9 protein-coding genes are annotated in these 12,371 nt (G+C 70.3%); 5 read left to right on the top strand and 4 right to left on the bottom strand.

Annotated elements, in window-relative coordinates:
• The first annotated feature begins 906 nt into the window (after positions 1 to 906).
• The 3 genes from KOI35_RS44770 to KOI35_RS44760 all read left to right on the top strand — a co-directional run bounded on the left by KOI35_RS44770 (position 907) and on the right by KOI35_RS44760 (position 5,809).
• Positions 907 to 2,331 (top strand): hypothetical protein, encoded by a 1,425-nt coding sequence (locus KOI35_RS44770; RefSeq protein WP_215795865.1) that lies wholly within the window; start codon positions 907 to 909, stop codon positions 2,329 to 2,331.
• A 33-nt stretch (positions 2,332 to 2,364) separates the two neighbouring features.
• A complete protein-coding gene (locus tag KOI35_RS44765; RefSeq protein WP_215795864.1) occupies positions 2,365 to 4,920 on the top strand; it encodes an ATP-binding protein in 2,556 nt (851 codons plus the stop codon).
• A gap of 79 nt (positions 4,921 to 4,999) precedes the next feature.
• The gene (locus KOI35_RS44760) at positions 5,000 to 5,809 is read left to right on the top strand and encodes a class I SAM-dependent methyltransferase (RefSeq protein ID WP_215795863.1); all 810 of its coding nucleotides are present in this window, start codon (positions 5,000 to 5,002) and stop codon (positions 5,807 to 5,809) included.
• Position 5,810: 1 nt separating this feature from the next.
• Here the strand turns inward: KOI35_RS44760 and KOI35_RS44755 are convergent, their stop codons facing one another.
• Together KOI35_RS44755 and KOI35_RS44750 are read right to left on the bottom strand one after the other, a co-directional pair.
• Positions 5,811 to 6,314 carry an SRPBCC family protein gene (locus KOI35_RS44755; protein ID WP_215795862.1) on the bottom strand — a complete coding sequence of 168 codons (504 nt, stop codon included), beginning with the start codon at positions 6,312 to 6,314 and terminating at the stop codon, positions 5,811 to 5,813.
• Positions 6,315 to 6,392: 78 nt separating this feature from the next.
• Complete coding sequence (locus KOI35_RS44750) at positions 6,393 to 6,821, bottom strand: protein-tyrosine phosphatase family protein (protein WP_308121442.1); 429 nt, start codon at positions 6,819 to 6,821, stop codon at positions 6,393 to 6,395.
• Positions 6,822 to 7,011: 190 nt separating this feature from the next.
• Between KOI35_RS44750 and argS the strand changes: the two genes are divergently transcribed.
• Positions 7,012 to 8,613, top strand: a complete 1,602-nt coding sequence (argS, locus tag KOI35_RS44745; RefSeq protein ID WP_215795861.1) for an arginine--tRNA ligase — start codon at positions 7,012 to 7,014, stop codon at positions 8,611 to 8,613.
• Between the two features lie 93 nt (positions 8,614 to 8,706).
• Complete coding sequence (locus tag KOI35_RS44740; RefSeq protein WP_215795860.1) at positions 8,707 to 10,473, top strand: bifunctional metallophosphatase/5'-nucleotidase; 1,767 nt, start codon at positions 8,707 to 8,709, stop codon at positions 10,471 to 10,473.
• Between the two features lie 616 nt (positions 10,474 to 11,089).
• On the opposite strand, the gene KOI35_RS44735 is transcribed toward KOI35_RS44740, so the two are convergent.
• Both KOI35_RS44735 and KOI35_RS44730 read right to left on the bottom strand, forming a co-directional pair.
• Positions 11,090 to 11,434: a hypothetical protein gene (locus KOI35_RS44735; protein ID WP_215795859.1), complete on the bottom strand. Its 345-nt coding sequence runs from the start codon at positions 11,432 to 11,434 to the stop codon at positions 11,090 to 11,092.
• Between the two features lie 86 nt (positions 11,435 to 11,520).
• A complete protein-coding gene (locus KOI35_RS44730) occupies positions 11,521 to 12,366 on the bottom strand; it encodes a MerR family transcriptional regulator (protein WP_215795858.1) in 846 nt (281 codons plus the stop codon).
• Positions 12,367 to 12,371: the final 5 nt, after the last annotated feature.

The following is a 12,371-nucleotide window of genomic DNA, read 5'->3' as shown; positions in this document are numbered from 1 at the left end:
CATCGAAGGCTGGTACAACACCCACCGCCGGCATTCCAGCCTCGGCTATCGCAGCCCAACCGCCTACGAAACAGCAGCCTGAACCAATCCACACACCAGCCCTGTCCGCCGAAACGGGTCAAGCCCAACCGGCTTCGCGTGGCTCCGCGACCACACGACCACACGACCACGCGACCGCGTGACTGCGCTCCTGCGCGACCGTGTGACTGCGTTCTTGCGTGACCGCGAACGTTCCTTTCCGGACCACCCTCATCCACACCTTTAGCGTCGACCGGCTTCGCGTGGCTCCGCGACCACAGGACCACGCGACCGTGTGACTGCGCTCCTGCGCGACCGTGTGACTGCGCTCCTGCGTGACCGCGAACGTTCCTTTCCGGACCACCTTCATCCACACCTTTGGCGTCGACCGGCTTCGCGTGACTCCGCGACTGGATAACCACGCGACTGCGTGTCTGCGCGACCGGGACCGCGCGACCACGCGACTGCGCGACCGTGTGACTGCGCTCCTGCGCTCCTGCGCTCCTGCGCGAGCGTGTGACTGCGTGGTCCGCGACCGTGCGGTCCGCGGCTGTGTGATTCCGCTGTTCGCGGCCGCGCGCCGATCCAGCAGTTGCGCCACGTCCCGCCGCGACGTCTTCCTGGGTTGAGTGTCTGATCTTGGTCGTCTTTCATGCGGTGGGTGTCGTTTTCATGAATGCGTGGTCATTCTGCGTGGATGGTACGGGTGATCCTTCATATCCGTTGTTCGGTGCGGGTGGGCGCGGGTCGCCGTGTTGTGGTAACGCAGGAATCCGTCATGGCGGTGTGAAGCAAGCTCTATTTCCTGTCCTTTATTTGCTCGGAAAATCGCGTGATCCACTTTGGCTTTGGGGTGGCAGTTGATCTTTGGTCGCGGGATAATTGGGCATGCGGCAGCTCCAATTCTTCAGCAATGTCGAACTGGCCGGGATGCGGGATCGAACAAAGGCGCGAAACTATTCTCCGGAAATGGAGGAGTTTCGTCGTGAGCGACAGCGGCACCGGAATTGGGGTCTCGCCCAGCGCCACGCCGCGCGGCTACGTCTGATCGGTGAAGAGGAGGCGGCGGCATGTTCGCGGCCCGAAGAGGCGGCCGCCGCACGCCTGAAGCGTCACCAGGAGGCGACACGTTTGATCCGCGAGGAGGCCGCGGCGGCGCGGCTCCGACGCGTTGAGGAAAAAGCGCGTCTGGTCCGCCAGGAGGCCGCTGCGCGTCTCGTACTCGAGAAAGTGGCTGCGCGTTTGGCGCGTGAGGCGGCGGCTCGTCTGGTCCGGGAGGAGGCTGCGCGTCTGGTCCGGGAGGTGGCGGCTCGTCTGGCGCGTGAGGCGGCGGCTCGTCTGGTCCGGGAGGAGGCTGCGCGTCTGGTCCGGGAGGTGGCGGCTCGTCTGGCGCGTGAGGCGGCGGCTCGTCTGGTCCGGGAGGAGGCTGCCCGGCTGGTCCGGGAGGTGGCGGCTCGTCTGGCGCGTGAGGCGGCGGCTCGTCTGGTCCGGGAGGAGGCTGCCCGGCTGGTCCGGGAGGTGGCGGCTCGTCTGGCGCGTGAGGCGGCTGCCCGGCTGGTCCGGGAGGAGGCTGCCCGGCTGGTCCGGGAGGAGGCTGCCCGGCTGGTCCGGGAGGAGGCTGCCCGGCTGGCTCGGGAGGTGGCTGCGCGTTTGGTGCGTGAGGTGGCTGCGCGTCTGGTCCGGGAGGTGGCTGCGCGTCTGGCGCGTGATGAGGTGGCGGCGACCGGTTTCGAGAAAGCCGCAGCACGTTCAGTGCACGAGATGGCGGCGCGTCTGATCCATGACCAGGATGCTGTTCACCTGCTCCGCAAGGTGGCGACGGTTCCTGTCCGTGCAGTGGTGGCGCATCCGGAAAGCGTCGATCTTTGCGTGCCCGGCGTTCACGATCCGGCCGATCCCGGCGTTCGTGTCTTGCCCGAGTCGTGCCAGAATCCGACCGTCATGACCGGGCGTGCTCGGGGCGACGCCGCAATTTGTGAAAGCGGGCCGAGCGACGGTGAAGTTCAGAAGGAACCGGCGCCGTTCGGAACGTCAAGCGCAAAGCTTTGCCTGAGCGACCCGGAGGTCACCGTCTTGAGGACGCCGCGCTCAACGAGGTCAGCGGCGAGCTCGTTCTTCCGGGGGCGAAAACACGAAGCCGGACCCCGGAATCCGAATTTCTCGGCTCGGGCGGCCGCAATGCTTGGCGCCGCGCGGATAACGACGCGATGCTGCGATGGCGTGGGGCGAGCACGGACGTCGGGTGTTGCCCGAGTCACCCCACCAAGCGCAGCGCCGGCGCCCGTCGGTCCCCACCTGTCCGATAGTCGCTAGGCAGCGCGGGCGACGGGTGCCTAGCCTGGGCGCGTGCCGCCGCTGCTGGAGCGTTTCGCCGAGCTTGCCGTGCTCGACGACCTGCTTGTCGGCTCGGCCGCCGGTGGGCGGGTTGCCGTGGTCAGCGGTGAGGCCGGCGCCGGCAAGTCGAGTCTGGTGGCTGCGTTCGCCGAAGCGGCTGGGGCCCGCGCCCAGATGCTCTGGGGCGCCTGCGATCCGCTGCTCACCCCGCGCGCGCTCGGCCCGCTGCACGACATCGCCCGGCGGCTTGGTGGGCGGCTGCGTGACCGCATCGGTGACGGCCCGCGCGGTGAGGTTTTCGACCTGCTGCTCGAGGCGCTCGACCGTCCGCCGCAGGCCGCGCGGCCAGTGGTCGTACTGGAAGATCTGCACTGGGCCGACGAGGCCACCCTCGACATGGTGTCGTTCCTGGGGCGGCGGCTGGCGCTGTGCCGGGCGCTGCTCGTGCTCACCTTCCGTGAGGACGAGATCGGCCCCGAGCACCGGCTGCGCACCGTCCTGGCCGGACTCCCTCGCGGTCTCGTCCGCCGGATCAGCCTGCCCCCGCTGTCACCGGCCGCGGTCGCCGAGCTGGCCCACCGCGCCGGCCGGGAGGCGCCCGACGTGTACGAGGTCACCGGCGGTAACCCTCTGCTGGTCACCGAGGTGCTGGCCGCGTCGGCCGAGGGCGTCCCTCCGACCGTACGGGACCTGGTGCTGAGCCGCCTCGCCATGCTGACGCCCGCCGCCCGTGAGGTCGCGCAGCTGGTCTCGGTCGTCCCGTCGCGCGCGGGCCGGGAACTGCTGGCCGGCCGGTTGACCGAGGTCGACGAGTGCCTGGCCCGTGGCGTGCTCACCGCCAACGGCACCGGCGTCGCCTTCCGTCACGAGCTGCTGCGTCAGGCCGTCGAGGAAAACCTTTCCCCCGTACGCCGGCAGTCCCTCCACGCCGAGATCCTCAGGTCCCTCGAGAACGAGACAGCCGACCCCGCCTCGCTCGTCCACCACGCCCACCACGCCGGCGACGACGCGGCCGTGCTGCGCTGGGCCCCGATCGCCGCCCGCCGCGCCGCCTCGCTGGGCGCCCACCATCAGGCCACAGCCCACTACGAGCGGGTTCTCCCGCTGGCCGCCGACCGTCCCGCCGCCGAACGGGCCGCCCTGTTCGAGGAGTACTCGGAGGCCGCCTACCACAGTGGACGAGCCGAGGCCCTCGACGCGAGCCGAGCCGCGCTGGCCCTGCGCACCACACTCGGCGAGCCGGTGCCGATCGGCGTGGCCCTGCGCTGGGTGTCCCGGCTGAGCTGGTGGAACGGCCGCCCCGACGAGGCCCGCGAGATCGGTTTCCGAGCCGTCGAGGTCCTCGAGTCGCAGCCGCCCGGTGCCGAGCTTGCCGCCGCGTACAGCAATCTGTCCCAGCTCTTCATGCTGCGCAACGAGAACCGGTCGGCGATCGAGTGGGGGGAACGGGCCACCGACCTGGCCCGCCGCATCGGTGATCTCGACACCGAGGTGCACGCTCTGATCAACATCGGGTCGGCGCAGTTGCATCTGGGCGATCGGACCGGTGTCGGCAACCTGCGCCGGGCCCACGAGCAGGCGGTCGCGGCCGGGCTCGACGACCACGCCGGCCGGGCCCTGACCAACCTGGCCAGCCAGTCGGTCGACTGGTTCGAGTTCGAGACCGCCGAACTGACCTTCGACCGGATCATCCCGTTCCTGACCGCGCACGACCTCGACGGGTACGCCCGGCACCTGCTCGGCCACCGCGCCCGCCTGCACCTGGCCCGGGGCGACTGGGCCGCGGCCGAGAGCGACGCCACCGAGGGGCTGACCGGCCCGGTCATGCACGGTGGTGGGCTGATCCCGGCGATGGTCGCGCGGGCCACGCTGCGGGTGCGGCGCGACGAGCCCGGTGCTCTCGAGGAGGCGCGGCGGGCGGCCGAGCGCGGCTACCCGACGGGGGAGTCCCAGTTCGTCTGCCCGCCCGCGATCGTCCTGGCCGAGGCGTACTGGCTGGCCGGCGACCGGAACGCCTGCGCCACCGAGGCCCGCCGCGGCTTGACAGTGGCGTTGCGGGCCGAACACCCGTGGTTCGCCGGTGAGCTGGCGTTCTGGCTGTGGCGAGCCGGTGATCCGGCTCCCGCTCCGGCGATCGCGGCCAAGCCGTTCCGCCAGGTGATCGACGGTGACTGGCGGGCCGCCGCCGAGCACTGGCGGGAGGCGGGCTGCTCGTACTACGTCGCCTGTGCGCTCTCCCACGGCGAGCCGGCCGAGGCCCTGCGCATCTTCGACCGCCTGGGCGCCGTCGCCCCGGCCCGTCGCCTGCGCGCCGACCTGCGGGACCGCGGCCTGAGCGTGCCCCGCGGCCCGCGCGCCGCCACCGCCGCCGACCCGACCGGGTTGACCGGCCGTCAGCGCGAGGTGCTGCGGCTGGTCGCCGAGGGCCTGAGCAACGCCGACATCGCCGCCCGGCTGTCCCTGTCGGCCAAGACGGTCGACCACCACGTCTCGGCCGTGCTCACCAAGCTCGGTGTCTCGTCCCGCGGCCGCGCCGCCGCCGAGGCCCGCGCCCGTGACCTGCTGTAAGGCCCTGTTGCAAAACTGAGGACCAACATAGGGAGCTCTCCCCATGTGCCGGGACCGGCGGATTTCTACGGTCGAAGGCATGACTGAACTTACTCTGGACGGCCTCAAGGCCAAGCAGCAGAAGACCTGGGCGAGCGGCGACTACGGCGCGGTCGCGGCCTTGATCCATCCGATGGCGGAGGAGACCGTGCAGGCGGCCGACCTGGCGGCGGGCTCGGAGGTGCTGGACGTCGCGGCCGGCACCGGCAACGCCTCGCTCGCCGCGGCCCGGTGCGGATGCCGGGTGACCGCGACCGACTACGTGCCCGAACTGCTGGTCCGGGCCCGGGAGCGAGCCGATGCCGAGCACCTGCCGCTCACCGTCGAGGTCGCCGACGCCGAGAACCTGCCGTGCGCCGACGGCCGCTACGACGCGGTGATCTCGGTGGTGGGTGCGATGTTCGCCCCGGACCAGGAGCGTACGGCGGCCGAAATGACCCGGGTCTGCCGCAGTGGGGGCACGATCGCGATGGCGAACTGGACGCCGGACGGTTTCATCGGCGAGATGTTCCGGACCGTCGGCCGTCGGGTCCCGCCGCCGCCCGGCATTCGCGGACCGGTCGAGTGGGGGAGTGAGGCGCGGGTGCGGGAGCTGTTCGGCGAGCGGGTCAGCGAGCTGCGTGCCGTACGCCGGGAGTTCGTGTTCCGCTTCGCGTCGACCGAGGCGTTCGCCGACTACTTCCGGGCGAACTACGGCCCGACCCTCAAGGCGTTCGAGGCGCTGGGCCCGGACGGGGGCAAGCCGCTCTACGACGATCTGGTCGCGCTGGCCGGCCGCTACAACACGGCGACCGACGGCACGGCCCGGATTCCGTCCGCCTATCTGCAGGTGATCGCGACCCGGGCCTGAGTCAGGCCTCCTGCCCCTGCGGCGGCATCAACGGGTGAGGCGTCGCCGGGGCGGCGAACGTGGTGCGGAGCGGGCCGAGCTGGTTGAGGGCCGTCGTCAGGGCGGCGGCCCCGGCCGTCCCCAGCTTCTCGAACTCCATCTTGATCAGTGGGGCGGCCAGCTTGGCCAGCCCGTGCATCTCGAGCTCGACCCGGTAGGTGATCTCACTGCCGGCTGGCGCCGCCCGCACGGCCACGGTGTCGACGCAGGTCGCGCCCTCGTTGCGCCCGTGGAACTCGAGACGCTCCGGGCTCATGCCGACCAGCATGTAGGTCAGTTCGGTGGTGACGCCCAGGATGCGGCACACCTGGTGCCAGCTCGCGCCCGGCCGGATCGGCCCGGCACTGGTGCGGGTCGTCTGCCGGACGGCCGGATCCCACGCCGCCGTATTGCCGAAATCGGTCAGATATCCGAGCGCCGGCCCGGGGGCCACGGTCACGGCGAACGTGCGCTCCACGACGATCATGAGTCCCCCCAGGCCTCGGCGTGCCGCTCCAGACTAATCGCCAGTTCGGGTGAATCGGCACGCTTTTCACGCCCAGGGTCAAGCAGCTGGGAAGGAACGGACGAACCGGCGCTGCCACGGCGTCTCGACCGCGCGCGGATGGTAGTGCTCGCGCACCCACGCCACCGCCTCCGCCGGAGCCACTCCGTCCAGGATCGCCACGCAGGCCAGGGCGGTCCCGGTGCGCCCACGTCCGCCGTAACAGGCGATCTCGACCCGCTCGGCGCCGGCCCTTTCCCATGCTTCAGTCAAGACCCTTCCCGCGTACGCGGGATCGCGCGGAAGCCGGAAGTCGGGCCACTCGATCCACCGGCTGGTCCACCCGAACTCGGGCGGCGCCGAGCCCAGCAGATACACCCCGAAGTCGGGCGGATGCCCGGACGGCATCGCCTCCCGCAGCCCGCGCCCTCGCACCAGCCGCCCCGACGGCAGTCGCACCACGCCGGTCTCCCCGGCCACCCAGCTCACCCGTCATATCTTGCTACGGCGATCCGAGCGGCATGCGCTACCGTGGTGCCGTGCAGACCTACAGCGAGCGACGCCGGCGTTCCGACGACCGCCGCTGAGTCTTGCTGTCCACCGGCGGGTCGATCCCGCCGGTTCCGCACTGTCCGCGATCCGGTCGACCCGCTTCCCCGCGTTTGTCGATGGGTTGCCCATGAATCTCGAAGTTCTTCTCGCCGCCCGGCTGGCGCCCGCCTTCGAAACGGTCGCCGGCGAGAAAATCGATCCCGCCGTACGGGCGTCGCAGCACGCCGATTTCCAGTCCGGGGCCGCGCTCGCCCTGTCCCGGTCGCTGCACCGCCCGCCGCGTGAGATCGCCGCCGACGTGCTGGCCCGGGCCGACCTGGCCGGCCTGGCCGAGGCCGAGATCTCCGGTCCCGGGTTCATCAATCTGACCGTCGCCGACGCGGTGCTGACGTCGGCGCCCGCCGACCCCGAACCGGGCCGGCCGACCGGCGAGCGGGTGGTGATCGACTACTCCGGGCCCAACGTGGCCAAGGAACTGCACGTCGGCCACCTCCGGTCGACGATCATCGGGGACGCGCTGGCCCGCCTGTTCAGCTGGGCCGGCTACGACGTCGTCCGGGTGAACCATCTCGGTGACTGGGGCACGCAGTTCGGCATGCTGATCGAGCACATGTCCGACCCGACGGGCGCCTATTCACTGTCCGACCTGACCGACTTCTACCGGCAGGCACGGGTCCGGTTCGACAACGATCCGGACTTCCGCACCCGGGCCCGGCTGCGGGTGGTCGCGCTGCAGAGCGGCGACGAGCCGACCCGGGCCCGGTGGCGGCAGCTGGTCGAGCAGTCCGAACGGTCGTTCCTGGATGACTACGCCCGGCTCGGCATCACGCTGACCAGCGACGACTTCGCGGGGGAGAGCTCCTATCAGGATCAGCTGGCCTCGGTGGTCGACGAACTGACCGCCAAGGGTCTGCTGGTCGAGAGCGAGGGTGCGCTGTGCGCGTTCCCGTCCGGGTTCGCCGGGCGGGACGGCGAGCCGCTCCCGTTGATCGTGCGGAAGAGCGACGGCGGTTTCGGGTACGCGGCGACCGACCTCGCGGCCCTGCGGCACCGGACCCGTGACCTGAAGGCCGACCGGCTGCTCTACGTGGTCGGCGCACCGCAGAGCACCCATTTCCGGATGGTCTTCGCCGTGGGCCGGGCGGCCGGCTGGCTCGACGACGGCGTGGTCGCCGAACACATCAGCTTCGGCTCGATCCTGGGTCCCGACGGCAAGATGCTCAAGACCCGGTCGGGCGAGACGATCAAGCTGGCCGACCTGCTCGACGAGGCGGACCGCCGGGCGTCCTCGCCACCGGTCGGCATCGGCGCGATCAAGTACGCCGACCTGTCCTCGGACCGGATCGGTGACTACGTCTTCGACTGGGACCGGATGCTGGCCACGACCGGCAACACCGGCCCCTACCTGCAATACGCGGTGGCCCGGATCCGTTCGCTGCTGGCCAAGGCCTCGGCTTCGCCGGGTGAGGTGACGATCACCGACCCGTCCGAGCGGCGGCTGATCCTGGCGATCCACGGCTTCGAGGCCGCCGTGGCCGCCGCGATCGAGCACCGGGAACCGCATCGCCTGGCCGTCTACCTGTACGACCTGGCGGCGGCGTTCTCCACGTTCTACGAGCGCTGTCCGATCCGGTCGTCGCCGAGCCGGCTGACGCTGACCACCCACACCGGCACGACGCTGCGCCACGGCCTCGACCTGCTGGGCATCCCGGTACCCGACGAGATGTAACCCGAGGTCCATCGACCTGGCGTTATATCGACGGCTATGGTGCCGACTGTGCGTGCTCACGAGGTGCGCCCCGGACAACCGAAAGGCTCAGTCATGAACCTCACCCGGCGAACCGTGCTGGCGGCCGGCGCCGCCACCGTGGCGGCCCCGATGCTGGCCGAAGGCGCGGCGCAGGCCCACCCGCCGACCACTTCGTACCGCTTGACTGTGCTCGGCACGTCCGACACCCACGGCAACGTCTACAACTGGGATTACTACAAGGACGCCGAGTACGACGACAGCGCGCACAACGACGTCGGCGTGGCCAAGCTGGCCGCGCTGGTGAACAAGCTGCGCGCCGAGGCGACCGGGGCGACGCTCGTGCTCGACGCGGGCGACACCATCCAGGGCACGCCGCTGGCGACCTACTACGCCAAGCAGGAGCCGATCACCGAGACCGGCGAGAAGCACCCGATGGCCCGGGCCATGAACGTGCTGCACTACGACGCGGTGACGCTGGGCAACCACGAATTCAACTACGGGCTGCCGTTGCTCAACCTGTGGATCCGCCAGCTCGGGTTCCCGGCCCTGGCCGCCAACGCGGTGAGCGCCAGGACCGGCAAGCCCGCCTTTACGCCGTACGTCATAAAGAAGGTCTCGCTCGGTCGCCACGCGCCGACGCTGCGGGTCGGCATCCTCGGGCTCACCAACCCGGGATCGGCGATCTGGGACCGGGCCAACGTCGAGGGCAAGGTGGAGTTCCTCGACATGATCTCGACCGCGGCCAAGTGGGTGCCGATCATGCGGGCCCGCGGTGCCGACGTCGTGCTGATCTCGGCCCACGGCGGTGACAGCGGCACGTCCAGCTACGGTCCCGAGGTGCCCAACGAGAACCCGTCGGCCCTGATCGCCGAGCAGGTTCCGGGCATCGACGCGATCCTGTTCGGGCACGCGCACGCCGAGGTGGCGCAGCGGTTCGTCACCAACACGCGTACGGGAAAGCAGGTTTTGCTCTCCGAGCCGTCGAAGTGGGGACAGCGGCTCACCAAGATGGACTTCGACCTGGTCCGCGAGCGGGGCCGCTGGACGATCACCACGAAGTCGTCGGTCACGCTCAACACCAACACCGTCGAGGCCGATCCCCAGGTGCTCGCGGCGGTCCGGTCCCAGCACACCAAGACCGTCGCGTACGTCAACCAGGTCGTCGCCACCTCGACGGAGACGCTCTCGGCCGCGACGTCACGCTACGAGGACACGCCGATCCTCGACTACATCAACAAGGTGCAGACCGACACCGTCACCGCGGCGCTGGCCGGCACCGAGTACGCGAGCCTGCCGGTGCTCTCGATCGCCGCGCCGTTCAGCCGTACGGCCGTCTTCCCGCAGGGCGACGTCAAGATCAAGGACGTGGCCGGGCTCTACATCTACGACAACACGCTCGAGGCCGTCGTGCTGACCGGGGCCGAGGTGAAGGCGTACCTGGAGTACTCGGCCAAGTACTTCGTCACGCTCGCGCCCGGCGCCCCGGTGGACCCGGCCACGATCAGCGATCCGGCCGTGCCCGACTACAACTACGACGTGTTCTCCGGCGTCGACTACGACATCGACATCGCGCAGCCGGTCGGTTCCCGCATCACCCGCCTGCAGATCGCCGGCGCCGACGTCGACCCGGCGGCCCGCTTCGTGGTGGCGGTGAACAACTACCGCCGCTCCGGCGGCGGCAACTTCCCCGGCATCGTCAAGACGCAGGTCTACAACGCGCAGCAGGAGATCCGCCAGCTGCTGATCGACTGGGCCCAGGCGAAGGGCGCCATCAACCCGGCCGACTTCTTCACCAGAAACTGGCAGCTCGTCCGGTCCGGCGTCCCCATCGAGTTCTGATCGATCCGCTGGGGTGCGCCAATCAGGCGTATCCCAGCAGTATCAGGGGCCACGACACGTTGCCGACGGCGGCCGAGGCCGAAATGCAGCGCCGAGAATTCCGCGACACCAAGAATCTCGCCACCACCCCAAGAGGGAGCCCGCCGAGGCCGACGCTTCGCATATGGCTACGGAGACGGCGCCCGCAAGGACGGTGCGCGATGACAGAGGAAGAACGGCTACTCGTCTGGACCGAGGCGTTCTGCGCCGGTTACGACCGGGGTACGAGGCCCGCGTCGACGAGGAGACTTCGGCCGCTGGTACGACCAGGCCACCGAGCGCAGGCGAGCCGACGACGAGTGTGCCGGGTGGTCGCCGTGGCAGGCGACCGTTGTTGAGGACGTGTGGGCCGGCACGCTCGGCGACAACGCGATGCCGGTTGACCCGACCGGCTACGTGCCAGGGGACTGGAGTGTCTCCGCGGTCGCCGGGCAGGTCGACCGCGATCTTCAGGACTCGAACGGGCCGGAATGCCGCCCGAGTGATCCGTGTGGCAGGCCGGGGCTGGCGTGGAGATCGCCGCCGACGTCGCCGGGGTCGGTTTCTCCATCGAGTTTCTGATCGACCTGCTGGGGCCCTAGAAAAGCCCCAGCATCGTCAGAGCCACGCCCGCCGCCGCGAGCACGGTGCCGAAAGCTATCCAGTACGGGTAGCGCTCGTGGCCGCCGCGGCGGGCGTCGGCGCTCCGGCGGACCGCCGAGACCGCCCCGGGCACGCCGAGCAGCAGCGTCCAGAAGACCACCGGCAGCCACGCCGGCGCCTGGGGCCGCGCCGCCCGGGCCATCTCTTCCGGGAAGCGGACGAACAGCCGGCTCGCCGGCATGGGCCGGATGGCCTCCAGGGCTTCAGCGGCGGGCGGCGCCGCCGGGGTTCCCCAGGGCGGAGTGGTCGGGTACGCGGCGTACGGGACCGGGCTTGTCATATCGCGGGCCTCTCGGTAGCGGCACGGTTGCAGTTCCGTGCCGCCCGGGCCCATCGGCCACGCCCCGGCCGACCTGAGGTTAGTTTTCAGTTGCTTTTGACGGGAACCTGCAACTCGGTGACCCACTTGTCGAAGTCGCCGGGCGGGCAGTCCAGGTAGACCTCGACCGCGTAGCCCGGCTCGACGGCGCGGTAGCCGTTGTCGTCGATCCAGTTGGCGATCTTCTGACCCGTGCGGAACGCCTCGGACATCGAGCCGTAGTGCATCGCCGACGCCGCCTCCTCGATCGCGGGCAGCGTGATCACCTGGAAGCCCGCGTTGCCGGGAACCTCCGCATCCCCGATCGGGAACGCCGCGTGCACGGTGATCGTCTCGTCGCCGGGGCCGGTCGGAGCGGCCCGGTAGTAGGCGATCGGCGCCGCGGTCATCGGCACCTTGCTCTGCTCCATCAGCTCCATCAGCCGCGGGTAGAGCGGTGTCAGGTTCTCGGTGATCGACGACGGGTCGTCGTAGCTGGTGGCGATGGCCTCCAGCATGGCCACGCGTGTGGCCGGGATCTTCTTGACTACGACATCTCCGGTGTCCATGTGCCCCTCGCTCTCGATCATCCGGAGTCGCGCGTCGACCTGGGCCAGGCGTGCGGTGTCGTGGGCCCGCTGCGCCTCGAGCTCGGCCCGTCGCAGCCGCAGCATGCCCCACAACTCGCTGGTGCCGATCTTCTCGTCGATCAGCGTCTGCACCTGCTGCAGGCTGAAGCCGAGATCTTTGAGGGCGGTCACCCGGTTGAGCAGGCGCAGCTGCGCGGCCGTGTAGAACCGATAGCCGCTGTGCGGGTCGACGTGCGCGGGCCGCAGCAGCCCGATCGCGTCGTAGTGCCGCAGCATGCGCACCGACACGCGTCCCAGTCCGGCGAACTCTCCGATGCTGAACATGGGAT

The sequence above is a fragment of the Paractinoplanes bogorensis genome (assembly GCF_018829635.1).
Lineage (GTDB): Bacteria > Actinomycetota > Actinomycetes > Mycobacteriales > Micromonosporaceae > Actinoplanes > Actinoplanes bogorensis.
Note: the sequence above shows the minus strand (reverse complement) of the source record. Positions and strands in the feature narration are given on the sequence as shown.

Excerpts from the sequence above, each read along its gene's own strand:
- KOI35_RS44730 (WP_215795858.1), bottom strand. The coding sequence starts at position 12,366 with ATGTTCAGCATCGGAGAGTTCGCCGGACTGGGACGCGTGTCGGTGCGC.
- KOI35_RS44735 (WP_215795859.1), bottom strand. The coding sequence starts at position 11,434 with ATGACAAGCCCGGTCCCGTACGCCGCGTACCCGACCACTCCGCCCTGG.
- KOI35_RS44760 (WP_215795863.1), top strand. The coding sequence starts at position 5,000 with ATGACTGAACTTACTCTGGACGGCCTCAAGGCCAAGCAGCAGAAGACC.
- KOI35_RS44770 (WP_215795865.1), top strand. The coding sequence starts at position 907 with ATGCGGCAGCTCCAATTCTTCAGCAATGTCGAACTGGCCGGGATGCGG.
- KOI35_RS44740 (WP_215795860.1), top strand. The coding sequence starts at position 8,707 with ATGAACCTCACCCGGCGAACCGTGCTGGCGGCCGGCGCCGCCACCGTG.
- KOI35_RS44755 (WP_215795862.1), bottom strand. The coding sequence starts at position 6,314 with ATGATCGTCGTGGAGCGCACGTTCGCCGTGACCGTGGCCCCCGGGCCG.
- argS (WP_215795861.1), top strand. The coding sequence starts at position 7,012 with ATGAATCTCGAAGTTCTTCTCGCCGCCCGGCTGGCGCCCGCCTTCGAA.